Genomic DNA, 22,782 nt, shown 5'->3' on the forward strand with positions numbered 1-22,782 from the left:
CCGACCCCCCCCCCCCCGCCGTAGTACCCCCCGCCCAGCCCACCGCCCCCGATGATGATCGGGCCGCTGTAGCCGCCTCCCGAGTAGCCTCCCCCGCCGGAATACCCGCCGCCACCGAAGCTGCCCCCGCCCCCCGAGCTGCCGCCCGTGCTGCCCCCAAAGCCGCCCCCGGACTGCGCGGCGGCGTGTCCCAGCAGGGTCAGCACGGTCAGGACCAGCGCGAGCAGGGCCAGAAAGGTCAGGACCCTCCGGAGGGTCCGCGGCGTGACAGGTGAAGTGAAGGTCGGCATGATGTCCCAGTGTATGAGGTGAGGCCGCGCCGGGTTCCCGCGACGTGAAGGGAGGCCCAAGAGACCGGGGCGCGCGGACGCCTCATTTCCGCCCACCGCCCGCGTCAGCCCCTACACTCCGGGCATGACGGCAGACACCACCATCGACCTGACACTGGAGCAGTGGGACGCCTTCCTGGCGAATCTCTACGAGCGCGGCGACCGCCTGGAGAGGCGCGAACCGGGCGGCGAGTATCCCGCCGACGAGGCCGTGGACGCCTACGTGCTGAGCGGTCACGCCGAGGCCCTGCGAAGCGCGGAGGTGGACGGCGACCTCTGGGGCACCCTCGCGGACATCGAGGAGGAGGCCGGGGACGAGGAGGAGGCGTGGGCGAAGGTCAAAGCCTTTTATCTGGACCGGGGCTGCCTGCTGCTGCGCGTTCATGGCACCGAGGAACCCGAGGAATGGCTGCTGGAAGAGGGGCTGGCCCGGCGGCTGGGGCTGCTGGGGGGTCAGGCGGCGGTAAACCCCGGCTGAACGGGCGCTCATCTGTTCATGAGAACCCGGGCCTACGCTGAGCATCATGTTTGAACGCGAAGAACGTCACTTTCCGCTGAAGCGCCTCCTGATCCTGGGTGCCCTGATCGGGGGCGCGGCGTATTACCTCAGCCGCGAGCAGAACCGCAGGATGCTCGACCAGAAGCTGGCCGACCTCGGCCTCAAGGACGCCGCCGAGAACGTGGGCGACAGCGTCGCCAAGGGCTGGGAGAAGACCAAGGACGCTGCGGCCAGCGCCGGACACGTCCTGGCCGACAAGGCGGGCGAGGTCAAGGACGCCGTGCAACAGGGCGGCGCGCAGGCGGGGCTGGACAAGGCCAAGGACGTGGCGGGCGAGGCCAAGGTGGCCGTGCAGGGCGCTGCCGCCGAGGCCAAGGACGCCGCACGTGACGTGGCCGACACCGCCAAGGACCAGGCGCAGGACGTGAAGCCCCGCCTCCAGGACGCCAAGCAGAACGCCCAGCAGGCGGCCAGCCAGGCCAAGGATCAGGTGCAGCAGACGGCCGCGAACGTCAAGGCCGACGCCCAGCAGAACATGCAGCAGGCGAAGAACCAGGCGCAGGATGCAGCGGCCAACGTCCGCGAGGGTGCCCAGAACGTGAAGACCGACGTTCAGAACGCCGCGCAGAATGTCAAGACCGATGCCCAGAACGCCGCCAACAACGCGAAGAACAACGTCAAGGACGCCGAACGCCGTATGTAAGCCCCCGGTGGACGCCGTCAGAACCTCCCCATGCGGGAGGTTTTTTCGTGACGCTCACCCCGCGCCGCTCTCCCCCACCCCGCTAGACTCTGCGGCATGACGCGCAGGGATCAGGGGGGCCGTACCCAAACGCTGGAACGCACGGGCACCCAGCGCCCGAGGCTGTACCGGGTGCTGCTCCTGAACGACGACTACACGCCGATGGACTTCGTGGTGGAGGTGCTCTCGCGCCACTTCCGCAAGACGGAAACCGAAGCGCAGCTCATCATGCTGGCCGTCCATCACAAGGGGCAGGGCGTGGCGGGGGTCTACACGCGCGACGTGGCCGAGACGAAGGTCGCGCAGGTGACGGCCCAGGCCCGGCAGGCGGGCCACCCGCTGCGGCTGGTGGCGGAACCGGAGACAGGCGAATGAGGAACACACGATGATCGGCGACCACCTGCAAGTCACGATCGGCCGCGCCGCCGACTACGCCCGCGAGGCCGGGCACGAGTACGTGACCCTGGAACACCTCCTGCTGGCCCTGACACATGACCCCGAGGCGCGCGAGGCGCTGCTGGCCGTCGGCACGGATGTGGAGCGGCTGCGGGGGGACCTGGAGGAACTGCTCGACGATCTGGAGGTCACGGAGGACACCCAGCCCGACTTCACGCTGGGCGTTCACCGGGTCGTGCAGGGGGCCGTGCTGCAACTGCACGCCAGCGGCAAGGGCCATGAGCAGGCCGACGGGGCACGCGTGCTGGTCGAACTGCTGGAGGAGGAGGACTCGCCTGCCCGCGCGGCCCTGGAAGCCCAGGGCGTGACCCGGCTGGACGTGCTGGGCTACGTGTCGCACGGCGCGGCGAAGGTGGCCGGCCGCGAGCGCGAGCGGCACGTCGCCGGGGTGGACGCCGGGCCGGAGGACGCGGGCGCATCCGCCGAGCACAATCCGCTGGAAGCCTACGCGACCGACCTGACGGCGCAGGCGAAGGCGGGCGAGTTCGACCCCGTGATCGGCCGCGAGGCCGAACTGGAGCGCACCGTGCATATCCTGGCGCGGCGGGCCAAGAACAACCCCGTGCTGGTGGGCGAGCCGGGCGTGGGCAAGACGGCGCTGGCCGAGGGGCTGGCGCAGCGGGTGGCAGACGGGAAGGCTCCCGGCTTCCTGCGCGGCGCGTCCGTCTACGCCCTCGACCTGAGTGCCCTGCTGGCCGGCACCCGCTACCGGGGCGACTTCGAGCAGAGGCTCAAGGCGGTGCTGAACGCGCTGGACGGCCAGAACGCGGTCCTTTTTATCGATGAACTGCACACGCTGGTCGGGGCCGGAGCCACCGAGGGCGGCAGCGTGGACGCCGCCAACCTCCTCAAACCGGCGCTGGCGCGGGGGCGGCTGCGGGTGCTGGGGGCGACCACGCCCGCCGAGCTGCGCCATCTGGAAAAAGACCGCGCGCTGTGGCGGCGGTTTCAGACCGTGGAGGTGCCCGAGCCGTCGGAGGCCGATGCCCTCGCCATCCTGCGCGGCCTCGCGCCGGGGTACGCGCAACACCACGGCGTCACGTACACCGGGGGGGCGCTGGACGCCGCTGTGCGCCTCTCGGCCCGCCACCTGCGTGACCGCTTCCTGCCCGACAAGGCGATTGATGTGCTGGACGAGGCGGGGGCCGCCCGCAGCAGCGCCGGGAAGGGCGGCGAGATCACCGAGGCGGACATCGAGGCGACCGTCGCCCGTATGGCCCGCGTGCCGGTGGGCGCGGTGAAGGCGGAGGAAGTGCAGTCGCTCGCCACGCTGGCCGCCGACCTGAAAGCGCGCGTGTTCGGGCAGGACGCGGCGGTGGAGGCCGTCGCCAGCGCCGTCAAGCTTGCCCGCGCGGGCCTGCGCGATCCGCAAAAACCGCAGGGAGCGTTCCTGTTCGCGGGGCCGACCGGGGTGGGCAAGACCGAACTGGCCCGGGCACTGGCGGACCGCCTGGGGGTCCACCTGGCCCGCTTCGATATGAGCGAGTATCAGGAGGCGCACACCGTCGCCCGCCTGATCGGTGCCCCGCCCGGCTACGTGGGCTTCGACCAGGGCGGCCTGCTGACCGACGCGGTGGCAAAGAACCCCCACGCGGTCCTGCTTCTCGACGAGATCGAGAAGGCACACCCGGACGTGTACAACCTCTTCCTTCAGTTGATGGACCACGGCACCCTGACCGACCACACCGGCAAGAAGGTGGACGGGCGGGGCCTGCTCCTGATCTTCACCACCAACGCCGGGGCCGCCGACGCCAGCCGTCCCGCCCTGGGCTTTTCCCGCGAGGGTCGCGCGGGCGAGGAGGCCGAAGCCGTCAAGCGCACCTTTACCCCCGAGTTCCGCAACCGGCTGGACGCGGTGATCCATTTCCGGCCCCTCGCCCCGGAAATCATGGCCGGCGTGGTGGACAAATTCCTGCGGCAACTGGGGGAGCAACTGGCCGAGCGCGGGGTCACGCTGACCGTCACGGCCGCCGCCCGCGCGCTGCTGGCCCGGCTGGGCCACGACCCCCAGATGGGCGCTCGCCCCCTCGCCCGCGTCATCGAGGAGAAGGTCAAACGCCCGCTGGCCGACGAACTGCTGTTCGGGCGGCTGAAGGACGGCGGGGCCGTCACGGTGGACGCGCAGGGGGAAGACTTCACGTTCGGGGGCTGAAGCCGGATCTTCACCCTCCGCTGAGCCGGGCACGCCCGAGCTGGCAAAACAGGTACGGTGACGCATGGCCCCCCTCGACACCCTCACCCTCTCCGGCATCCGCCTCTATCAGCGGCACCTCTCGCCACGCAAGGGCTTTTGCTGCGCCCACGCGGCGCTGCACGGCGGCGAGTCGTGTTCGGCGGCGGTGGCACGCATCATCCGGGAAGAGGGCGTCGTGCGGGGCCGCCCGCGCATCGCGGCCCGCGTTGGCGAGTGCCGAAGGGCGCATACGGCCCTTCATGGCGGCTCGCCCCTGGCGGTGGGGTCGGGCGTGGAAACACGCGGCGTGTGCTGCCTGGGACCAATTCCGATTCCCTTCCGCTGCGGGTAAACGGCCCGGAGACAGACAGCCCAGAGGCGGCGAGGCCACCGCTCCGGCCCCGCCGCCTGCCTGGGGCCGCCTCAGCTCTGGCCGGGCACCTGGGGCTTCTCGCCCCGGAAGGCGTCCTGGCCCGCGACCTTCTCCAGCGGCACGACCTGACCGCTGCGGGCGCTCTGATACAGGGCGTCCATGATGCGGTGGTCCTGCACGCCTTCCTCGCCGGGTGTCCAGGGTTGCTGGCCCTGGCGGATGCACCGGGCAAAGTGGTCCATCTCCAGGCCGAACTGGTCCTCCTCGGAAAGTTTCGGCTGGAAGTCGCCCTGCTGGTCGGAAATGGTCAACTTCAGGCCCTCATAGGTGAAGGCCGGGTCCATCAGGACGGTGCCCCCCTCACCCAGCACGCGCAGGGTGGCCGTCTTCTGGACGCCGTAGCTGGTCAGGCAGTTGGCGACCACGCCGCCGGGAAAGCCCAGCAGGAAGCTCATGGACTCCTCCACTTCCTGAAAGCGCGGGTCGCCTTCCGGCTGATGCAGGGTGGCGAAGACCCACTCGGGTTCCTGGCCCACCACGAAGCGGATGGTGTTCAGGCAGTAGATGCCCACGTCCACCAGCGGCCCGCCGCCCGCGAGATCGGCCCTGAGCCGCCAGGCTGCGGGGTCGTCCTGGACCTGACCGTGAATGGAGTCGATCAGCTTGACCGCGCCCAGCCGGCCGCCCTGCACGGCGTCACGGGCGGCCCAGTGCTGGGGGGTGTACTGGCAGCGGTAGGCGGTCATCAGCAGCACGTCCGCCGCCCGGCAGGCCTCCACCATCGCCTGCGCGTCCTGCGCATTCACGCTGAGGGGCTTCTCGCACAGGACATGCTTGCCCATCCGGGCGGCCCGCTCCACGTACTCGCGGTGCAGGCTGTTGGGAAGGACGATATAGACGGCCTCCACGTCCTCACGGTCCCTCAGGTCCTCGAAGCGGTCGTAGGAATACACGTCCTGCTCGGTCAGGTCGTAGGCGCGCGCGAAGGCTTTGCCCTTCTCGGGGTCGCTGGTGACCAGGGCGGCCACGTAAGCGTGCTCGCTGGTGCGGGCGGCGGGAATCAGCTCCTCGCTGCTGAGTTCGCCTATGCCGACGATGGCGTAGCCCACGCGGCGCTGCTCGGCTTCGGGGAGGGGAATCTCGGGTTTCTGGGGCATAGGCCACCGTAACGACTTGAGGCCATGCCTGCTTCCGGACACGCTTCAGCAGTTCTTCAGAAGGGGGCAGGTCAAAGGGCGGACGCGCGGCCCACGTGCCCTCCCCTACGCTGGGGCGAATGCCCGAACTCACCCTCAGGGAAAGACGCGCCGAAGATCTCCCGGTCCAGTGGCGCTGGGAACACGCCGAGACCGCGCCGGAATGGAAACGCTGGGACGCGCCCTACTTCCATGAGCAGGCGCAACCGGCCAGCCTGACGCTGGAGGCGTTCACCGCCAGAGCGGGGACGCGCCCTCCATCGGCCCACAGCCGCGTCATCGCGCTGGACGGCGTGTGCATCGGGCAGGCCAGCCGCTGGGAGGAAGCCCCGGCGGGCGGCGGCTGGTGGGAACTGGGCCTGCTGATCTACGACCCCCGGCACTGGGGCGGCGGCCTGGGGACGCGGGCGCTGGACCTGTGGACAGGCGCGACCTTGCAGGAGACGGACGCACACGTGGTCATGCTGACGACCTGGAGTGGCAACGAGCGGATGATCCGCGCGGCACACCGCACCGGCTACCGCGAATGCGGGCGCGTGCCGGAAGCGCGGCTGTGGCAGGGCCAGCGTTGGGACAGCGTGCGCCTGTGCCTGCTGCGGCGGGACTGGGAAGCCGGGACTGGGAGGCGCTGACGGAAGGCCTTCAGAACAGCCGCTCAAAGGCTTCCGGGTAGAGGGTGACCAACCCTTCCCCGTCCACCTGCACCTCGGCCCTGAAGCCCGACTCCAGATTCTCGTAGCGGTACAGCTCGGCGGCCAGGCGGGTGTAGCGTTGCCGCACGGCGCGCACGTCCAGCGAAGGCACGCCTATCCACGCCGCGCGCAGGACGGCGCTGCCGCCCACCTCCAGCCCCAGGCGGCGGATGGGCAGCGTGTTCGTCAGCGGCGTGGCCTGAAGATCCACGTCGGTGCAGCCCTCCAGCTCGGACCAGGGCCGCCCCGCACCGTCTGTCCAGTGGCCTGCCCCGTCGCGGTGGAGGGTCAGTGCGCGCCCCGCCCGCAAGCTCAGCCGGAGGCAGCTGGGATGACCGTCCGGCTGGGCCTCCAGCCCGTAAGCCAGGGTGAAGGGCTGCCCGTCCTCCAGGCCGACCACCACGCCCTCCGCCCGCGTCCAGGGCGTCAGGTGGAGATGCTCCAGGCTGGGCCGCGCCGGGTCCAGACCGCGCCAGAGAACCGAAATGGGTGCCAGGGACATGCCCGAGCCTACCCGCCCGGGATACCCTGCCCCGCATGCCTCCCCACCTGCGGCCCGCAGCCCCCGCCGACGCCAGCTTTGCCGCCCCGCTGATACAGGCGACCATCGGGGCCATCGGGCACACGCTGACGGGCGAGCGCCGGGACGAGGCGGCGGCAGAGGTGCTGGCCGACTTTTTCAGGCAACCGGGCAACCGCCTGAGCTTCCGGAACACGCTGATTCTGGACGAGGCGGGCAAATCCCTGGGGCTGGCCGTCCTCTACCCTGGCGCAGAGGCGCAGGCGCTGGACGAACCGTTCCGCGCGCGCCTCCACACGCTGGGCCTGCCTGACCGGATCGACCCGGAGGCCATGCCGGGCGAACTGTACCTGGACACGCTGGCGGTGGCACCCCAGGCGCGGGGGCGGGGCCTGGGTAGCGTCCTGCTGGACGGTTGCGCGGAGCGGGCCGCCGCGCTCGGCCTGCCCCTGGGCCTGCTGGTGGAGGAAGGCAATCCGGCGGCGCGGCTGTACGCCCGGCACGGCTTTCTCCCCGTGGGAACGCGCGAGGTGGCCGGGCACCGGTACACGCACCTGACGCGGCCCGCCGGGGCGTAACCTTCACCCCACGGCACTCCCCGCAGGCAGCACGTCCACCAGACCCCAGGGCTGGGGCTTGACCGGGGCGGAAACGTTGGCGCAGGACAGCAGCACGGCGGCGTCCTGGGCGGGCAGGGCGAAAACAGACTTCACGGGCGTCACCCTGGTTCGCCCAGTGTGTTGCTGCCGTGCTGGCCTCTGTTCAGGGCCGCGCCAGGACGAAAGCGAAGGCCCAGGGCACCTGGCACCGGAGCTTCTGGCATCATGCGCGGCGTGAACGACCCCTCCACCTTGCCGGTGGTGCTGCGCGACCGCCAGCCGCGCGACCTGCCCACCCTGACCCGCTGGCTGTCCGATCCCGGGGTGGAGTGGCGGCGCTGGGACGCGCCCTACTTTCCCGCCGCCACGACGAACGAGACGCTACGCGCCTACGTCGAACACCTCGGCCAGACCGCCCCGGATGCGGACGAGCGCGTGATCGACGTGGACGGTGAATGCGTGGGCATGGTGAACCGTTCGGAGGAACCTCCGGAGGGCGGCGGCTGGTGGGACCTGGGCATCCTGATCTATGACCCGGCCGCGTGGGGCGGGGGCACCGGCACCCGCGCCCTGGCCCTGTGGGTGGCCGACACCTTCGAGTGGACGGACGCGCACGTGGTCACCGTGTCCACCTGGAGCGGCAACGAGCGCATGATTCGCGCCGCGCGGCGGCTGGGCTTCCGCGAGTGCGCGCGGGTGCGGGAAGCGTATGTGGTGGAGGGCGAGCGTATGGACAGCGTGAAGCTGGACCTGCTGCGCGCCGAGTGGGAGGCACATTAGAGCATTTGTCCGAATGACGCCGCTCTGGGGAAGGACACCTCTAACGCCTCCATTCTCCCAAACGCTCTCCCTCTTGCACTCGCTGTCTTGGGCATCGTCGTGAACGGACGCACATGAGCACGCCACTCCTCCAGAACGGACTGTCGGTCAGAACGGACTCGCTTGAGCCAGCCTGCCCTCCCCTTGAGGACGCCTTCTTGGGCAAAACGGCACCCGGATGGGGCCTGCCCGCTGCCCGCCCGCTCGGTCAAAAAGTAGGTCTCTTTTTGACAAATGCTCTAGGCTGCCCGCATGACGGCTCCCGACCGGCCCCCTCACCCCGGGAGGTCTGGGGCGTGAAGCAGCGCAAGGACACGCCCCGCCCCAAAGGCCCCAAGCCCGTGAACCCGCCGGGTTTTCTGGCGACCCAGGACCTCAAGGAACGCGGCTGGACGGCCAGCCTGATTGCCCGCTTCCTGGGCGGGCACGATCATGAACGCGAAAACGGCCTCAAGATGGGCCGTCGCCGTCTGCCGCCCGTCAAGCTCTACCGCGAGGAACGGGTGCAGGAAGCCGAACGCGACGAGGCGTTTCTGGTGGCCCAGGCCCGCGCCGCCGATGCCCGCGAACGCGCCGAGCGGGCCAGGGCCACGCGGGAGGCCAGAAGGGCGGCCCTCCTGCACGCGGCGGCGGCGGACTACACCTCCACCATCCACCCGGAGCCGCTCCGGAAGGGCGCGGTCCGGAAAGCCCGTGAGCCGTACCTCCCGGCGCTGGAGGCCACCCTGGCCCGCCTCGCCCGCGAGATCGGCAAGCTCACGCCGCGTGAGGAGGCCGAGTTGCGCGCGTTGCTGCTCTCGCGCCTGCATGCGGCCCTCGCCGCCGCCTATCCCTGGTATCCCGCGCCGGAGGACAGACCCCGGGAAAAGAAAAACGCCAGCCAGGAGGCGAAGCCCAGTGACTGGCGCGAGTGGGAGTGGGACTGAGATGTGGGGGCCACAGAAGGCTCTGAGTCATGAACAGGAGAAGAACGCCGGAGCTTCCGCGTTCTTCTCCTGTTCTCGCTTGGCGCTCAGCGCACAGAGGCGCAGCCCTCCGCCGCCTACTTCAGCAGGTCGAGCGCCTTTTTCAGGATCGCGTCGCCCTGCTGGTCCAGGGTGGCCTCGCCCTGGGTCGTGCTGTGGGCCGGGCGCTTGGCTTCGCCCGTATAGCTGAACTTGCCGTCCTTGTCGGCGGTGACGGTGATGGGCTTGCCGTCCACCGTCAGCGTCACCCTGGCGTTCGGCTCCAGGCCGCCGCCCGTGAAGTTCAGCGGCACGGTGTAGCGGGTATCTTTCACCACCACGTCGGGCGTGATGCCCTTCTTGTGAATCTGGCGGCCCAGCGGCGTCAGCCACTCGCTGTTCACGATGGCGACCTTGCCGCCGTCCACCGTGTCGACCGGGATCTGCGCCACGCCCTTGCCGAAGGTCTGCTCGCCCACGATGGTGGCCCGCTTGGTGTCCTGCAAGGCCCCGCTGACGACCTCGCTGGCGCTGGCGCTGTTCTTGTTCACCAGCACGACCAGCTTGCCGGTGTAGTCGGCGGGGCTGCGGGTGGCCTTGCCGTACACCTCGGTCCGGCCGCTGCGGTCGCGCAGGCTGACGATGTTGCCGCTTTGCAGGAACTGGTCGGCCACGTCCACGCCCGCGTTCAGCAGGCCGCCACCGTTGTCGCGCAGGTCCAGAATCAGCTTCTGCACGCCCTTCTTCTTCATGTCGGCCACGGCGGCGCGGAACTGCTGGCTGGCCTTCTCGTTGTAGAAGGTGTTCAGCGCGATATAGCCGATATTGCCCGGCAACACGTTCTGCTCGACGCTTACGATGGTGACCTTGCGGCGTTCCATCTTGACGGTGTAAGGCTTGCCGTCGCGGGCAAAGGTCACGTTGATGGTCGTGCCCTCCTTGCCGCGCACCAGGCGCACGATCTCGTCGAGCTTGCTGGTCAGGACCTCGGTGTCCCCGATCTTCACGAACACGTCGCCGATCTGCACCCCGGCACTCGCGGCGGCCCCGCCCTTGTACACGTTGTCGATCTTGCCGCCCGTGCCGTCGGCGTTCGCAGCCACCAGCGTCACGCCGATGCCGCCGAACTCGCCGTTGAGGTTCTGGGTGTCGATGGCGTTGTTGGCGGGTTCAGAGTAGTAGGTGAACTCGTCGTTCAGGCTGCCGATGGCCCCGTTGATCGCGCCGCGCAGCAGCTTTTGCTGGTCCACCGGGTAGAGGTAGTAGCGGTTCAGGTCGCCGATCACTTGCAGCAGGGTGCGGCCCGTGTCGGTCTTGGTCAGGTCTGCCTGGGTGTACCCGCCCAGTTGCGCGTACCCGACGGCGGCAGTGGCGGCCAGTGCGCCCGCCACGAGCGTCATGCGTTTCCGGTTCACCGCATCAGCATAGGGCGGACGGGTGAAGGCCATTTGAGGTGCAGGTGACCGAGGGAGGAGGAAGGAAGGCGCGGCCGCAAGTCCGCCCATGAAGGCCCCTTCACGGTTCGGGGGAAGGCTGAGCTATGCTGCGGCCCGAGCATGACGCAACCGCCATTTCTGCCGCACGCCCACAGGCTTGCTGGCCCCGTCCCGACCCACAGGTGCCCGGCATGATCCAGTTCAAGAACGTGACGCTGGAATATCCCGTCACGCGCACGCTCGCGCTCGACGACCTGAGCCTACAGGTCGCCAAGGGCGAGTTCGTCTATCTGGTGGGGCATTCGGGCGCAGGCAAGAGCAGCTTCATGAATCTGGTCCTCAAGCGGGCGCTTCCCACCCGGGGCGAGGTGCGGATCGCGGGCGAGGCCCTGACCCGCTACCGGGGCCGCCGCACCGCGCTGCTGCGCCGCCGCATCGGCACCGTCTTTCAGGACAACCTGCTGCTCGACCACCTCAACGCCTACGACAACGTGGCCTTTACCCTGCGCGTGACCGGTGTGCCGCAGCGCGAGTGGGCGGGCCGCGTCACCACGGCGCTGCGGACCGTGGGGCTGGAACACAAGAAATACGCGCTGCCGGTGCAGCTCTCGCAGGGCGAACAGCAGCGGGTGGCGATTGCCCGCGCCATCGTGGCCGATCCGCCCCTGCTGCTGGCCGACGAACCCACCGGTAACCTCGACCCCGACCACAGCCGCGAGGTGCTCAAGGTGCTCCAGAATGTGAACCTGCGCGGCACCACCGTGATCGTCGCTACGCACGCCCGCGACCTGGTCGAGACATTCCGGCACCGCACACTGACGCTCCGCAAGGGCAGGCTGGTGCGCGACGACCCATACGGGGGGTACGCGCTGTGAAGGGGCTGGCCGCCCCGTCGCACCGTCTGACGGTCGAACCGTCTGACCGCCAGATGGCTCTGGAGCAGTTGTCAAAAAGAGGTCTTCTCTTTGACCGAGCGGAGCGAGTGAAATCAGGAGAGCGTTTGGGACCCGCAAAGCTGCGAAGCAGAGAATGGAGGCGTGGGCGGCGCTTTCCTGAACACGCCGTGATTCGGGCAAATGCTCCCGCTCTTAGACCGTCAGACTTTTTGACCATTAGACCTTTTGACCGCGCCAGGAGCGCGTTGTGACCTACCATTTCCGTCAGGCGCTGCTGTCCATGCGCGGGAACGTCACGGCGACCTTCGCCACGCTGACCACCATGACGCTGACGCTGCTGATGCTGGGCTTCGTGCTGCTGCTGACTCTGAACGTGGACCGCACGCTGGAACAGCTCGAATCGCAGGTGGAGGTGGCGGCCTTCCTGCGCCCCGGCACCGACGGTGCGGCGCTGCTGACCCAGGTCCGTTCTCTCCCGCAGGTGCGGGGGGCGACGCTGGCGACCAGCGAACAGGTCCTCGACGAGATGACGCGCGACTACCCCTACGCGCGGGACGCCGCCCAGCTCGCCGGGAACCCCTTTCCCGACACCCTGCGGCTGCGGGTGGGCCGGGTGGAGGACTCGCGGACGGTCGCGGCGGCCGTCTCGGCGCTCCCAGGTGTGCAGGACGTGGAATACGGCGCGGGCTACGTGGACCAGACGGTGCGGACGCTGACCGCCGTGCGCGGGGCCGGGTACGCGCTGGTGGGCCTGCTGCTGCTGGGGACCCTCTTCAACATCCTGAACGCCGTGCGGGTCGCCATGTACGCCCGCCGCAACGAGATCAGCGTGATGCGGCTGCTGGGCGCGACGCGCGGCTTTATCCGGATGCCGCACGTGATCGAGGGCGTGCTGCTGGGTCTGGCGGCGGCGGCCCTGGCGCTGGCCCTGCTGACCCCGGCCTATCTGGGCTTGGCCTCGCGGGTGCAGCTGTTCGCGCCGGTGTTTCCGATCGTGCAGGACCTCCCCACCCTGCTGCCGATCCTGGGCGGCGTGGGGCTGCTGGGCGTACTGATCGGGCTGGCGGGCAGCCTGTTCGCCTCGCGGCGCTACCTGCGGGAGCTGGAGTGACCGCGTGGCACAGGTAAGGGCGGCGCGGGTAAGGAGCCGCAGACCACGCTGGCCCGCCCTGATCCTGCTGTCGGCAGCGCTGCTGGCGGGCGCGCAGAAGACCGAACCGGGCCAGGCAGGGCCACCCCAGCCAGGACAGACCCAGGCGGGCCAGCCCAGGCTCAACCTGCCGACCACCAGTCAGCTGCTCCAGCAGCTCCAGCGTGAGCTGGAACAGCAGCGCCGCCTCAGCACGCAGCAGCGGCAGGACCTGGAACAGTTGCGGGCCAGGATTCAGAACCTCACGGCGCAGCAGCGGCAGGCGCTGGGCCGCCTGGACACGCTGGCCGATCAGGTCGCCGGGCTGGAAAACGAGACGGCCACCCTGGGGGCGCGGGTGGTCCTCGCGCAGCGGCAGCTGGCCGACACCACCGCGCAGCGGGGGGTGACGCAGGCGCGGGTCACGCGGCTCCAGGGCGACGTGCGCGAGCTGCTGGGCGCGCTGTACCGCGAACGCAGCGGGCGCTATCTCCAGCTGCTCTCGCAGGCACGCAGCCTGTCGGACCTGCTGATCCGCCTCAAGTACGCCAACATCGCCGGGCAGCACAACGTGGAGGTCATCGAAACGCTGCGCCGCGAGGTTCAGACGCTCGAAACGCAGCGCACCGAACAGGCGCGCCGGACGGCGAATCTCCAGACCCTCCAGGAACAGCGCGTCACCAAGCTCACGCAGCTGCGCGACCGCCGCGCCGAACAGGGCCGGCTGCTGGCCCAGCTCAAACGCAGCGAGCAGGGCCAGCGGACCCTGGCCGCCCGCACCCAGGCGCAGCAGGTGCTGACCGCCCAGGCCATCGACCAGCTGGTGGGGCAGGTGGTGCAGGAACGCGCCCGCATCGAGGCCGAACGCCAGCGCCGCCTGGAAGAGGAACGCAAGCGCCGTGAGGCCGAGCTGCGCCGCATCCGCGAGGCGCAGGAGCGTGCCCGCCAGGAGGCCCTGCGCCTGGCCCGCATCCGCGCCGAGCAGGAACGCCAGGCCCGCATCGCCCAGGAACGCGCCCGCGCCGCCGCCGAGGCCCGCGCCAGAGCAGTGGCTCAGGCAAAGGCGGAGGCCCAGGCCCGGGCACAGGCGCAGGCCGCCGCCCAGGCTGCCGCTGCACGTCAGGCCGCTCTGACGGCCCAGCGCCAGCGGCAAGTGCAGCTCCAGCAGGAACAGACCGCCCTGCGCGCGCGTGAGACGCAGGTGCAGCAGGCGGCGGTGCGCGTCCAGCAGCAGCTCGCGCCCCTGCCCGCCGTCAGCGGCCCGGTGGGGTTTCCCCTGCCCGGCGGCAGCGTGACGCAGCCCTATGGCGCGAACGGCGCGCAGTGGAGCGTACTGCAAGGCACCGAAGACGGGCAGGCCGTCGCCGCCCTCGACGGCAACGTGATCGCCACCACCTACTACGCCAGCCTGGGCTGGGTCGTCCTGCTCGATCACGGCCCCACCGTCACCGCGTACTTTGGCCTCCAGGACGCGCAGGTGGCGGTCGGGGAACGGGTCGCGCGCGGCACCCCGCTGGGCACCGTGGGCGGCAGTCCCATTTTCGGGCCGGGCCGCATGGCCTTTCAGGTGAACAGCGTCAGCGGCGGGTCGCGCAGGCCGGTGCCCCCGCCCTTCTGAGTGCCCCCTTGCCCCCCACCCCGCTCCTCTGCTACTCTCCTTCGGTGCGCTTCCGGTTGGCTGCTGCGGGCGCATGATCCCCGCGACCTAGGCGGGCGTCTACCCTCAACACCCCCAACCCGAGGTTTTTCACCATGGTCAAGATTCGCCTGTCCCGTTTCGGCTCTGCACACAACCCCCACTACCGCATCGTGGTCGCGGACGTTCGCCGTCCCCGCGACGGTGGTTACATCGAGAACCTGGGGCACTACGACCCCCGCAAGACCTCCGAGAACTACCTCAAGATCAACGCCGAGCGCGCCGCCTACTGGCTCGCCCAGGGCGCCCAGCCCACCCAGACCGCCCGCCGCCTGCTCAAGTCGCAGGGCGTCAAGGTCGCCTGAGCGCAGGTGACTGAGAAAGGAGGCTCCTGCGGGGGCCTCTTTTTTTGGCTGGCTTCTGGCTGAAGGTCGTGGGGGGCTGGGAAAGCTCCTGGTATACGGATTCTCTCCTTCTCGCGTCCGCTCGGATGGAATCACTCCGTCAACGCTTCCATCGGCGTTCGTCTCACTCCCTGCGGCCCACAGCCCGCACCCCCTCCTCTAGAATGCGCCCCATGAAGACCGACCCTGTAGATCTGACCCTCTTTCTGGCGCAGAGCGTGGTGGACCAGCCGTCGCTGGTGCGCGCCTCGCGGCGTGGGCCGACCGTGATCGTGCGCGTCGGGCCGGGCGAGGAAGGCCGATTGATCGGACGGCAGGGCCGGGTGATCCAGGCGATCCGGACCCTGGTGCGCGCGGCCAGCGATCCCCAGGAGCGCGTGAACGTGGACCTCGACGCGCCCCGCAAGCCATGAGGCCCCGGCTGTGAGCGCCCCGGCCGAGACGACCCGGCTGGGGCACTTCCTGGGGCCGCACGGGGTCCAGGGCGGCGTGAAGGTGTACGTGCTGGGGGACGCCGAACAGTTGCTGGCGCTGCCGCGCGTGTGGGTGGAGGGCCGGGGCTGGCTGCGGGTGCGCCGCGCCGACCCCCTCGCGCCGGGCGTGGCCCTGCACCTGGCGGGCATCACCAGCCGGGAAGGGGCGGAGGACCTGCGGGGCCTCCACCTCTACGCCGCCGACGCCGACCTGCCCGGGCTGGAGGAAGGCCGCTACTACTACCACGAGTTGCGCGGCCTGCCCGTGCACGCGCCGGACGGCGAGCGCGTGGCCGAGGTGAGGGACGTGGTGGACGCGGGGCATCAGGACCTGCTGGTGGTGGACCACGCGGGCGGCGAGGCGTTCTTGCCCCTGCAAGCGCCCTACGTGGTCGTCCGCACGAACGGGGCGGGCCGCCCGGACGCCATCGTCCTGACGGAAGACACCCCGGCGGGCCTGCTGGGAGAAGACACGGAGGAGGCGTGAGCGCCCCCCCGGCACAGCGGCCCCCGCAGAAAGACGCGGGCCGATGCTGACCTTTTCCTTCCTGACCCTGTTTCCCGAACTGCTCGCCCCCTTCGCCTCGGAAGCGATTGTGGGCAAGGCGCGGGCGCGCGGGCTGCTGGACGTGCGGCTGGTCAACATGCGTGAGTTTGCGGACAACAAGCACGCGAAGGTGGACGACACACCCTACGGGGGCGGCGCGGGCATGGTGATCCGGGTGGATGTGGCGGAGCGCGCGCTCGCCAGCCTGCCGCCCGCCGACGAGGTGATCCTGTTCACGCCCGCCGGGGAGCGGTTCACGCAGCGCACGGCGGAGGAACTGAGCCAGCGGTCGCACCTGGCCTTTCTGTGTGGGCGCTACGAGGGCTTCGACGCGCGGGTAGAGGGGCTGGTCACGCGTGAACTGAGCCTGGGGGACTTCGTGATGATGGGGGGCGAGGCGGCGGCGGCCTGCGTGCTGGAGGCGGTCGGGCGGCTGGTGCCCGGCGTGCTGGGCGACGAGGACTCGCACCGGGCGGACAGCTTTTCCAGCGGCCTGCTTGACTACCCGGAATACACCCGGCCCGCCGTGTGGCGCGCCGAGAGCGTGCCGGAGGTGCTGAAGGGCGGCAACCACGGCGCGGTAGCCCAGTGGCGGCGAGAGCAGGCCCTCGCGCGGACGCTGACGCGGCGGCCCGACCTGCTGCTCACGGCAGAGCTGACCCCCCAGGACAGCGCCCACCTCCTGACCCTCGGGGTTACGCCCGCGCAACTGGACGCCTGGAAGGCGCCGCCTCCGCCCGCCCCGAAAAGACGGCGCAAGGCCAGCCCCGCCCCCGGAGACACCTGAAGCGTGGGAAACCCCACCGTTGCCCAGAAAAAATGATGTCCTGTCGGGGGTTTTCTGTATGCCTTCCCCACGTCTGAGCCGTCTGAACGGCGCACCATGACCCCCAGGATGCGCGTGCCGCTGTTTCCCCTCCCGAACGTCGTACTGTTTCCCGGACAGGTGCTGCCCCTGTACGTGTTCGAACCCCGGTACCGGGCACTGCTGGCGCGGGTGCAGGCGAGCGGGGAGCCGTTCGGCATCGTGCGGATCGTGCAGTCCCGTGAAAGCTCGCCGCTGCCCTTTCACCAGCGGGTGGCGGGAACCGGGACCCTCGCGCACCTGACCCGGGCCGAGACCCACGAGGACGGCACCAGCAGCATCCAGGTGGTGGGCGGCGAACGCTTCCGGGTGCAGGACTTCGACCTGACGCACCCGTACCTCAGCGCCGAGGTGACCCCCTGGCCGCTCGCTCCTGACCCCCTGGGCCAGCCGGTCACGGACGCCTATGCCCGCCGCCTGCTGTCCGGCCTGCTGCGCCTGCGTCCCGGCGACGCCGAGGCCCTCCGGGAGGCCGCGCCGCAAGACCCCCTGCTGGTCGCCAGCTTTGCCGCCGCGCTGCTGCCCCTCAGTGACGGGCAACGCGAACAGGCGCTCGAAGCCCCGACGCTCCCCGACCGCCTGAAGACGCTGCTGGGCTTCGTGCCGGAGGATGGGCGGGAGTTGAACTGAAGGGGGTGAGGGAACAGGCGTTCCGGCTGAGCAACAGCTCTCCCTCCTGCCCCCCCGCCCCTCCCTAAAACACCACCGTCTTGTTCCCGTACACCAGCACCCGGTCTTCCACATGGGCCTTGACCGCACGGGCCAGCACCTGACGCTCCACGTCGCGGCCCAGGCGCACCAGGGTATCCGGCGTCTCGCGGTGGGTGACCGGCACCACGTCCTGCGCGATGATCGGTCCGGCGTCGAGTTCCTCGGTGACGTAGTGACTGGTTGCGCCGATCAGCTTGACGCCGCGCTGGAAGGCCGCGCGGTAGGGGTTGGCCCCCACGAAGGCGGGCAGGAACGAGTGGTGGATGTTGATGACGGGCCGCCCGAACCCGGCCAGGAAGTCGCCGCTGAGAATCTGCATGTAGCGCGCCAGAACCGCGAAATCGGCCCCGGCCTCCTGCAACAGCCGCACCTGCTCGGCCTCGGCCTCGGCCTTGTTCTCCCGGGTCACGGGCACCACGTGAAAGGGGATGCCGAACATCTCCGCGTCGCGGCGCAGGTCCTCGTGGTTGCTGATGACGAGGGGCAGGTCCACATTCAGGTCGCCCCGGCGCTTGCGCCACAGCAGGTCCAGGAAGCAGTGGTCGTACCGGCTGACCAGAATCGCCATGCGCTTGGGCTGCACCGCGAAGCTGAGGTGCCAGTCCATGCCGAAGGGCGCGGCCACCACCGCCGCGAAGGCCCGCTCGAACGGCTCGCGCGCGAGGTCAAGGCCGTCAAGGTGGAACTCCATCCGCATGAAGAAGGTGCCGCCTGCGGGGTCGGTGCTGTGCTGGTCCGAGTGGATGATGTTCGCGCCGTGGCTGAACAGAAACTGCGACACGGCGGCCACGATGCCGCCCCGGTCGGGGCAGGAGATGGTCAGAACGGCGGTGTTCAGGGGATCGAACTTCGGGGAGGGGGGCGGGACCGTCATGTCCCGGCAGGATAGCCGCTGCCCGGCAGTGCTAGGCTCGGGCGCGTGCAGACGAATCCTGAGGCCGCCTCCTCCCGGTCCCCCCTGCTGGGCTACGATCCCTCACGGCACGCGGCCCTGCTGGCCGACTACTGCCTGAGCGCCCGCGAGGGCGAGCGCCTGCTGGTCGCGGGCGGCACGGCGGCCCTGCCCCTGGTGCGCGAGGTGACGCGGGCGCTGTTGACGCGGGGGGCACGTCCGGTCGTGCGCCTGGACTACCCAGGCCAGGACGACGACTTTGCCCAGCTCGCCTCAGAGGCCGTGCTGGACACCGTGCATCCCGCCGACCTGGCGGACGTGGAGGCCCTGGACGGCAGCCTGCGGATTCTGACGCCGGAGCCGGGAACGGACGGGGACACCGCGCGCCGCGCCCGCCTGACTGCGGCCCGCGCGTCCATCGCTGCCGCCCGCGCGCGGAAGAAATGGAGCCTGACCCTCTTTCCCACCCCGCACGCCGCCGCGCAGGCCGGGATGACGGAGGCAGAGTTCGGGGCCTTCGTGATGCGCGCGATGTTCCTCGACCGCCCCGACCCGGCGGCCGCCTGGGGTGAGGTGCGCGCGATGCAGGCCCGGCTGATCGAACGCCTGAGCCGCGCCGACACCGTGCGCATCGAGGCCCCCGGCACCGACCTCACCCTGCGCGTGGGCGGGCGGACCTGGGCCAACAGCGACGGCAAGCGCAACATGCCCAGCGGTGAGGTCTTCACCGGACCGCACGAGGACAACGCCGAGGGCGTGGTCACCTTTACCATTCCGGCGAGCTACGGCGGGCAGATGGTCCGGGGCGCCCGCCTAGTCTTCCGCGCGGGCGAGGTCGTGGAGGCCAGCGCCGAGGAGGGGGGGGACGTGCTCCGGGCCGCCCTCGCCACCGACCCCGGCGCGCGGCGGCTGGGCGAGCTGGGCATCGGTACCAACTTCGGCATTCAGACCCCGACCGGCAACATCCTCTTCGACGAGAAGATCGGCGGGACCGTCCACCTCGCGCTGGGCCGCTCCTACCCGGAAACAGGTGGCGTGAACGGCAGCGCGATTCACTGGGATTTGATTACCGACCTGCGGCAGGGCGGCCGCCTGAGCCTGGACGGGGAAGTGGTGCAGGAGGGGGGACGGTTCGTGGGATGAGGCGCCGGGGATGGCTGATCGCGGGCGGCGGCTTTCTGGCCGGGGTGCTCGTCGCCTGCGTGCTTGTCGCCGCGCTGCTCCCCCCGAAAAACCGCATTGTTGCCCGCTGGGACGCGCCGGACGGCCTCTACCACGCGCTGATTCTCGACGGCGGCCCCAACGTGATGCCGGGGTCATTCCGCCGCTGGCGGCTCTATCTGGGGCGGGACGCGGGGCAGCCTTCCTACGGCCACTTCGTCAGCCTGCCCGAGCTTCCCGACCTCTACGGCGAGACCGCCGCGAAATGGCAGGAGAGCCACGTGAACTGGACGCCCGCCGGGGTCCGCTTCACCTTCTGGACCGGGCACGAGCTGTTCGTTCCCGCGCGGGCCTACCAGAACGGGCGCTGACACCTGCCCCCGTCTACCCGATCACCTTCCGCACCGTGTCCCGCCACCCCGGCGGGTACATCACCGCGAACTGCCCCTGATGGTCGGCCCAGACGCGCGTGAAGTCGGCATAGCCCATGCGGACATAGCCCAGCAGCGGGTCCATCAGGTAGACCTGCTGCCGGACGTCGTCATAGCCGGTCACGACGCGCCAGTGGGGGATCACCTGGGTGGCCGTGATGTGGGATTGCAGGGCGATCAGCGGCAGGCGGGCGCGGATGGCCGAGCGGACGGTGTCTAGCGAGCCGCCCCGGTACAGCCGGGCTTCCAGGCCGACCTGCGGCGCGAAGGCCACGATGGCCTGTGCGGTCATGTACGCGCGGTCGTTGGGCCGGGTGAGGCGGCTCACGTCCGCGAGGCTGACGTTGATCCCGAAGTAACCCAGAACTTGCGTGAGGCTCGCGGGGCCGCAGGCGTTGTACGTCTGGCGGACGAGCGGCATGCCGGACAGCACGTATCCGGCGGGGGGCGCGGAGGCCGGGGCCGCCTGCGCGCCGCCCAGCAGGCCCGCGAGGAGGAAAGGAAGCAGGAAACGCACCGGCTCAGGATGCCGCGTCACCTCTGACGGAACGTTTACCGCCGCCGCACGCCGCAGCTCCCCAGCGGCACTTCCCGGCCCTGATCCACCCGCACGAGGTCGCCGGAAATGTAGGTGACATTCACGTCGCCCGTCTGCACGCGGCAGCGGTACATCACCCCGGCGGTGCCCGCATTCCACAGAAAGTCGGTCTGGCCGGTACTCACGGTCTGCACCAGCATCGGCGTGCCGCCGGGAAACAGCAGGCGCAGGGCCATGACGGGGTTGAGGTTGCTGCGGACCTTGACTCTGGCCTTCTCGCTGCCCGCGGGCACGTCGCTGCGGTCCATGTCATAGGTGCTGAACCGGCCCGTCGCCACCTCGGCGCTGGTGAGCTGCCCACCATCGTAGCCCTGGGCCAGCCAGTTCTGACCGGCGGCAAAGGTGGTCGGGCGGGAGGAGGTCAGGGAACAGGCACTCAGCGTCAGCAGGGACAGGCAGGCCAGGGCGGCGAGGGGAAAACGGGCCATACGTTCAGTCTAGAGCAGGGAAGGGAAGCGGGTGGGAACGCACAGTCGGGGGAACGCACAGTCGGGAGCGATGAGAGATGAGGGAGCGCCCGGAAGATGGAGCTTCTGACGCGCGAGCGGAAGGGCCAAAAAGGGCGACGGGGAAGGCAAAAAAGCGCCTCCCCCACGACGGGGGATGCTGGGAGGGGGTGAACGGGCCTGGCGTCAGAACCAATGGATGGCCGCCTTCTGGCCTGCTGTGAGGGCAGGCTGACCCCTACTCCCCCGCTCCCCGGCCCTCCGAGTCACTCGCAAGGGAGAGGGAGAACGTGCCGTCCCAGCAAGGGGCGAGGTCACGCGGGAACGGCCTCCTCTTCCTCCTCCAGCGGCGCGAACAGCCGGTCCAGGTCAGCGCTGGTCAGTTGCGCCGCGCTCGTCAGGCCGCCGTCCAGCACGCCCTTCGCCAGCGCCGACTTCCTCTGCTGGAGGTCCAGAATGCGCTCCTCCACGCTGCCCGCCGCAATCAGCTTGTAGACGAAGACGGGTTTGTCCTGCCCGATGCGGTAGGCGCGGTCGGTCGCCTGATTCTCGGCGGCGGGATTCCACCAGGGGTCGAGGTGGATGACGGTATCGGCGGCGGTGAGGTTCAGGCCGACGCCCCCGGCCTTCAGGCTGATCAGGAAGACGGGCACCTCGCCATTCTGGAACCGCTGAACGGGCGCAGCGCGGTCCTTCGTCTGCCCGGTCAGCTTGGCGTAGCCGATGCCCAGTTCGGTCAGGGTGTTTTCCAGCAGCCCCAGCAGCGTGGCGAACTGGGAGAAGATCAGGACGCGGCGGCCCTCCTCCACCATCTGCGGGAGATTCTGGGTGAGCCAGTCGAGTTTGGCGCTGCCCTTCACCTTGCGGGCGGCCTCCAGCTTCACCAGGCGCGGGTCGGTGACGGCCTGACGTAATTTCAGCAGCGCGTCCAGAATGGCGACGGTCGAGCGGGCCAAACCGCGCGCGTCGAGTTCCTCGCGCACCCGCTCCAGCATCGTCACGCGGACCGTCTCGTAGAGGTCGCGCTGGTCGCCGTCCAGGGTCACGCGCACCGGCATCTCGGTCTTGGGCGGGAGTTCCTTGGCCACGTCGCGTTTCTCGCGGCGCAGGATGAAGGGCTTCACGCGGGCGGCGAGGGCGGCCTGACGGGCGCGGTCGCCCTGTTTTTCAATCGGCGTGCGGTACAGCTCGCGGAAGGTCTTCTCATCGTGCAGCAGGCCCGGCGTCAGGAAGTTGAACTGCGACCACAGCTCGCCCAGATGGTTTTCGAGGGGTGTCCCGGTGAGGGCGAGGCGGTGGCGGGCGTTCAGGGCACCCGCCGCCTTCGCCGCCGCGCTCCTGGGGTTCTTGATGTTCTGCGCCTCGTCCAGCACCAGCAGGTGAAACTCGTGTTCGCGGAGCTGGTCGATGTCGCGCGGCAGGAGCGGGTAGGTGGACAGCACCAGATCGTGGTCGGGAATGCGGGCGAAATCGGCCTTGCGGGCGGGGCCGTGCAGGGTCAGGACTTTCAGGCCCGGCGTGAAGCGGGCCGCCTCGGCTCGCCAGTTGCCCAGCACGCTGGTCGGCGCAACGACCAGGCTGGGGTGGTCGGCGCGTCCCGCCTCCTTCTCGGCCTGGAGGTGAGCGAGGGTCTGGAGGGTGTTGTGGGTGACGATGTACGCCTCGGTCACGTACAGGTGGTCGGGCGCGGCGACAGCGATGCACTGCGCTTCCTTCAGGCCCACGAACTCGACGCGGCGAATCCCGCGTGTCGGCGGGTACTTGGTCGGGCGGCGATAGGCGGCCAGCTTCTCCGGCAGACGGAACGGGTCGAGG

Annotated in this window: 27 protein-coding genes and 1 pseudogene; 19 read left to right on the plus strand and 9 right to left on the minus strand. The window is 70.1% G+C overall.

The window, feature by feature from the left end; all coding sequences use genetic code 11:
- A pseudogene (locus tag DEIPH_RS19990) lies at positions 1-290 on the minus strand (DUF1517 domain-containing protein); the annotation flags it as partial.
- 124 nt (positions 291-414) lie between these two features.
- Between DEIPH_RS19990 and DEIPH_RS16775 the strand changes: the two are divergent.
- From DEIPH_RS16775 to yidD, 5 genes are all read left to right on the plus strand, one after another.
- Complete coding sequence (locus tag DEIPH_RS16775) at positions 415-807, plus strand: hypothetical protein (protein WP_034360408.1); 393 nt, start codon at positions 415-417, stop codon at positions 805-807.
- 46 nt (positions 808-853) lie between these two features.
- Positions 854-1,531, plus strand: a complete 678-nt coding sequence (locus tag DEIPH_RS16780) for a hypothetical protein (RefSeq protein WP_034360410.1) — start codon at positions 854-856, stop codon at positions 1,529-1,531.
- A 96-nt stretch (positions 1,532-1,627) separates the two neighbouring features.
- Positions 1,628-1,945 (plus strand): ATP-dependent Clp protease adapter ClpS, encoded by a 318-nt coding sequence (gene clpS, locus DEIPH_RS16785; RefSeq protein WP_034360413.1) that lies wholly within the window; start codon positions 1,628-1,630, stop codon positions 1,943-1,945.
- 10 nt (positions 1,946-1,955) lie between these two features.
- Positions 1,956-4,178 carry an AAA family ATPase gene (locus DEIPH_RS16790; RefSeq protein ID WP_034360416.1) on the plus strand — a complete coding sequence of 741 codons (2,223 nt, stop codon included), beginning with the start codon at positions 1,956-1,958 and terminating at the stop codon, positions 4,176-4,178.
- A gap of 64 nt (positions 4,179-4,242) precedes the next feature.
- Positions 4,243-4,551, plus strand: a complete 309-nt coding sequence (gene yidD, locus DEIPH_RS19420) for a membrane protein insertion efficiency factor YidD (protein ID WP_081790974.1) — start codon at positions 4,243-4,245, stop codon at positions 4,549-4,551.
- Between the two features lie 71 nt (positions 4,552-4,622).
- On the opposite strand, the gene DEIPH_RS16795 is transcribed toward yidD, so the two are convergent.
- Positions 4,623-5,729, minus strand: coding sequence for a Gfo/Idh/MocA family protein (locus DEIPH_RS16795; RefSeq protein ID WP_034360419.1), 1,107 nt, complete (start codon positions 5,727-5,729; stop codon positions 4,623-4,625).
- 119 nt (positions 5,730-5,848) lie between these two features.
- Here DEIPH_RS16795 and DEIPH_RS16800 point away from each other — a divergent pair, with 119 nt between their 5' ends.
- Positions 5,849-6,400: a GNAT family N-acetyltransferase gene (locus DEIPH_RS16800; protein ID WP_034360422.1), complete on the plus strand. Its 552-nt coding sequence runs from the start codon at positions 5,849-5,851 to the stop codon at positions 6,398-6,400.
- Positions 6,401-6,410: 10 nt separating this feature from the next.
- Here the strand turns inward: DEIPH_RS16800 and DEIPH_RS16805 are convergent, their stop codons facing one another.
- A complete protein-coding gene (locus DEIPH_RS16805; RefSeq protein ID WP_051517472.1) occupies positions 6,411-6,962 on the minus strand; it encodes a putative glycolipid-binding domain-containing protein in 552 nt (183 codons plus the stop codon).
- A gap of 35 nt (positions 6,963-6,997) precedes the next feature.
- Here DEIPH_RS16805 and DEIPH_RS16810 point away from each other — a divergent pair, with 35 nt between their 5' ends.
- Complete coding sequence (locus DEIPH_RS16810; protein ID WP_034360424.1) at positions 6,998-7,558, plus strand: GNAT family N-acetyltransferase; 561 nt, start codon at positions 6,998-7,000, stop codon at positions 7,556-7,558.
- A 3-nt stretch (positions 7,559-7,561) separates the two neighbouring features.
- On the opposite strand, the gene DEIPH_RS20860 is transcribed toward DEIPH_RS16810, so the two are convergent.
- A complete protein-coding gene (locus DEIPH_RS20860) occupies positions 7,562-7,693 on the minus strand; it encodes a hypothetical protein (RefSeq protein ID WP_267134659.1) in 132 nt (43 codons plus the stop codon).
- A 111-nt stretch (positions 7,694-7,804) separates the two neighbouring features.
- Here DEIPH_RS20860 and DEIPH_RS16815 point away from each other — a divergent pair, with 111 nt between their 5' ends.
- Together DEIPH_RS16815 and DEIPH_RS16820 are read left to right on the plus strand one after the other, a co-directional pair.
- On the plus strand, positions 7,805-8,359 hold the full coding sequence (locus DEIPH_RS16815) for a GNAT family N-acetyltransferase (RefSeq protein WP_034360427.1): 555 nt from the start codon (positions 7,805-7,807) through the stop codon (positions 8,357-8,359).
- A 335-nt stretch (positions 8,360-8,694) separates the two neighbouring features.
- Positions 8,695-9,324, plus strand: a complete 630-nt coding sequence (locus DEIPH_RS16820) for a hypothetical protein (protein ID WP_034360430.1) — start codon at positions 8,695-8,697, stop codon at positions 9,322-9,324.
- 116 nt (positions 9,325-9,440) lie between these two features.
- Here DEIPH_RS16820 and DEIPH_RS16825 read toward each other — a convergent pair whose 3' ends face one another.
- Positions 9,441-10,757 carry a S41 family peptidase gene (locus DEIPH_RS16825; protein ID WP_034360472.1) on the minus strand — a complete coding sequence of 439 codons (1,317 nt, stop codon included), beginning with the start codon at positions 10,755-10,757 and terminating at the stop codon, positions 9,441-9,443.
- A gap of 212 nt (positions 10,758-10,969) precedes the next feature.
- Between DEIPH_RS16825 and ftsE the strand changes: the two genes are divergently transcribed.
- The 8 genes from ftsE to DEIPH_RS16865 all read left to right on the plus strand — a co-directional run bounded on the left by ftsE (position 10,970) and on the right by DEIPH_RS16865 (position 17,358).
- Positions 10,970-11,653, plus strand: coding sequence for a cell division ATP-binding protein FtsE (gene ftsE / locus DEIPH_RS16830; RefSeq protein WP_034360433.1), 684 nt, complete (start codon positions 10,970-10,972; stop codon positions 11,651-11,653).
- A 268-nt stretch (positions 11,654-11,921) separates the two neighbouring features.
- Positions 11,922-12,785 (plus strand): cell division protein FtsX, encoded by an 864-nt coding sequence (locus DEIPH_RS16835; protein WP_034360436.1) that lies wholly within the window; start codon positions 11,922-11,924, stop codon positions 12,783-12,785.
- Between the two features lie 4 nt (positions 12,786-12,789).
- Positions 12,790-14,421 carry a murein hydrolase activator EnvC family protein gene (locus DEIPH_RS16840; protein ID WP_051517474.1) on the plus strand — a complete coding sequence of 544 codons (1,632 nt, stop codon included), beginning with the start codon at positions 12,790-12,792 and terminating at the stop codon, positions 14,419-14,421.
- A 134-nt stretch (positions 14,422-14,555) separates the two neighbouring features.
- The gene (rpsP, locus tag DEIPH_RS16845; RefSeq protein ID WP_034360440.1) at positions 14,556-14,804 is read left to right on the plus strand and encodes a 30S ribosomal protein S16; all 249 of its coding nucleotides are present in this window, start codon (positions 14,556-14,558) and stop codon (positions 14,802-14,804) included.
- Between the two features lie 212 nt (positions 14,805-15,016).
- Positions 15,017-15,256 carry a KH domain-containing protein gene (locus DEIPH_RS16850; RefSeq protein WP_034360442.1) on the plus strand — a complete coding sequence of 80 codons (240 nt, stop codon included), beginning with the start codon at positions 15,017-15,019 and terminating at the stop codon, positions 15,254-15,256.
- Between the two features lie 10 nt (positions 15,257-15,266).
- Positions 15,267-15,803: a ribosome maturation factor RimM gene (gene rimM / locus DEIPH_RS16855; protein WP_034360445.1), complete on the plus strand. Its 537-nt coding sequence runs from the start codon at positions 15,267-15,269 to the stop codon at positions 15,801-15,803.
- A gap of 43 nt (positions 15,804-15,846) precedes the next feature.
- Positions 15,847-16,650 carry a tRNA (guanosine(37)-N1)-methyltransferase TrmD gene (gene trmD, locus DEIPH_RS16860; protein ID WP_034360447.1) on the plus strand — a complete coding sequence of 268 codons (804 nt, stop codon included), beginning with the start codon at positions 15,847-15,849 and terminating at the stop codon, positions 16,648-16,650.
- 96 nt (positions 16,651-16,746) lie between these two features.
- Entirely contained in the window at positions 16,747-17,358 is a 612-nt protein-coding gene (locus tag DEIPH_RS16865) for an LON peptidase substrate-binding domain-containing protein (RefSeq protein WP_081790975.1), read from the plus strand.
- Positions 17,359-17,422: 64 nt separating this feature from the next.
- On the opposite strand, the gene purU is transcribed toward DEIPH_RS16865, so the two are convergent.
- A complete protein-coding gene (gene purU / locus DEIPH_RS16870) occupies positions 17,423-18,313 on the minus strand; it encodes a formyltetrahydrofolate deformylase (protein WP_034360454.1) in 891 nt (296 codons plus the stop codon).
- Positions 18,314-18,358: 45 nt separating this feature from the next.
- Between purU and DEIPH_RS16875 the strand changes: the two genes are divergently transcribed.
- Complete coding sequence (locus DEIPH_RS16875; RefSeq protein WP_034360457.1) at positions 18,359-19,474, plus strand: aminopeptidase; 1,116 nt, start codon at positions 18,359-18,361, stop codon at positions 19,472-19,474.
- Positions 19,471-19,863 carry a hypothetical protein gene (locus DEIPH_RS18925; protein WP_051517475.1) on the plus strand — a complete coding sequence of 131 codons (393 nt, stop codon included), beginning with the start codon at positions 19,471-19,473 and terminating at the stop codon, positions 19,861-19,863. The genes DEIPH_RS16875 and DEIPH_RS18925 overlap by 4 nt, the downstream gene beginning before the upstream one ends.
- Before the next feature lie 13 nt (positions 19,864-19,876).
- Here DEIPH_RS18925 and DEIPH_RS16885 read toward each other — a convergent pair whose 3' ends face one another.
- The 3 genes from DEIPH_RS16885 to DEIPH_RS16895 form a co-directional block, all read right to left on the minus strand.
- Positions 19,877-20,440 carry a C39 family peptidase gene (locus DEIPH_RS16885; protein WP_034360460.1) on the minus strand — a complete coding sequence of 188 codons (564 nt, stop codon included), beginning with the start codon at positions 20,438-20,440 and terminating at the stop codon, positions 19,877-19,879.
- Positions 20,441-20,475: 35 nt separating this feature from the next.
- Positions 20,476-20,949 (minus strand): hypothetical protein, encoded by a 474-nt coding sequence (locus tag DEIPH_RS16890; protein WP_034360463.1) that lies wholly within the window; start codon positions 20,947-20,949, stop codon positions 20,476-20,478.
- 332 nt (positions 20,950-21,281) lie between these two features.
- The coding region (locus DEIPH_RS16895) for a DEAD/DEAH box helicase (RefSeq protein ID WP_034360466.1) at positions 21,282-22,782 on the minus strand (1,501 nt) is incomplete at its 5' end.

The sequence above is a fragment of the Deinococcus phoenicis genome (assembly GCF_000599865.1).
Classification (GTDB): domain Bacteria; phylum Deinococcota; class Deinococci; order Deinococcales; family Deinococcaceae; genus Deinococcus; species Deinococcus phoenicis.

Coding starts and splice junctions, on each gene's coding strand:
- DEIPH_RS16805 (WP_051517472.1), bottom strand. CDS start 6,962: ATGTCCCTGGCACCCATTTCGGTTCTCTGGCGCGGTCTGGACCCGGCG.
- DEIPH_RS18925 (WP_051517475.1), top strand. CDS start 19,471: ATGAGGCGCCGGGGATGGCTGATCGCGGGCGGCGGCTTTCTGGCCGGG.
- yidD (WP_081790974.1), top strand. CDS start 4,243: ATGGCCCCCCTCGACACCCTCACCCTCTCCGGCATCCGCCTCTATCAG.
- DEIPH_RS16810 (WP_034360424.1), top strand. CDS start 6,998: ATGCCTCCCCACCTGCGGCCCGCAGCCCCCGCCGACGCCAGCTTTGCC.
- DEIPH_RS16890 (WP_034360463.1), bottom strand. CDS start 20,949: ATGGCCCGTTTTCCCCTCGCCGCCCTGGCCTGCCTGTCCCTGCTGACG.
- rpsP (WP_034360440.1), top strand. CDS start 14,556: ATGGTCAAGATTCGCCTGTCCCGTTTCGGCTCTGCACACAACCCCCAC.
- trmD (WP_034360447.1), top strand. CDS start 15,847: ATGCTGACCTTTTCCTTCCTGACCCTGTTTCCCGAACTGCTCGCCCCC.
- DEIPH_RS16795 (WP_034360419.1), bottom strand. CDS start 5,729: ATGCCCCAGAAACCCGAGATTCCCCTCCCCGAAGCCGAGCAGCGCCGC.
- DEIPH_RS16865 (WP_081790975.1), top strand. CDS start 16,747: ATGACCCCCAGGATGCGCGTGCCGCTGTTTCCCCTCCCGAACGTCGTA.
- ftsE (WP_034360433.1), top strand. CDS start 10,970: ATGATCCAGTTCAAGAACGTGACGCTGGAATATCCCGTCACGCGCACG.
- DEIPH_RS16775 (WP_034360408.1), top strand. CDS start 415: ATGACGGCAGACACCACCATCGACCTGACACTGGAGCAGTGGGACGCC.
- DEIPH_RS16790 (WP_034360416.1), top strand. CDS start 1,956: ATGATCGGCGACCACCTGCAAGTCACGATCGGCCGCGCCGCCGACTAC.
- DEIPH_RS16815 (WP_034360427.1), top strand. CDS start 7,805: ATGCGCGGCGTGAACGACCCCTCCACCTTGCCGGTGGTGCTGCGCGAC.
- clpS (WP_034360413.1), top strand. CDS start 1,628: ATGACGCGCAGGGATCAGGGGGGCCGTACCCAAACGCTGGAACGCACG.
- DEIPH_RS16800 (WP_034360422.1), top strand. CDS start 5,849: ATGCCCGAACTCACCCTCAGGGAAAGACGCGCCGAAGATCTCCCGGTC.
- DEIPH_RS16850 (WP_034360442.1), top strand. CDS start 15,017: ATGAAGACCGACCCTGTAGATCTGACCCTCTTTCTGGCGCAGAGCGTG.
- purU (WP_034360454.1), bottom strand. CDS start 18,313: ATGACGGTCCCGCCCCCCTCCCCGAAGTTCGATCCCCTGAACACCGCC.
- DEIPH_RS16780 (WP_034360410.1), top strand. CDS start 854: ATGTTTGAACGCGAAGAACGTCACTTTCCGCTGAAGCGCCTCCTGATC.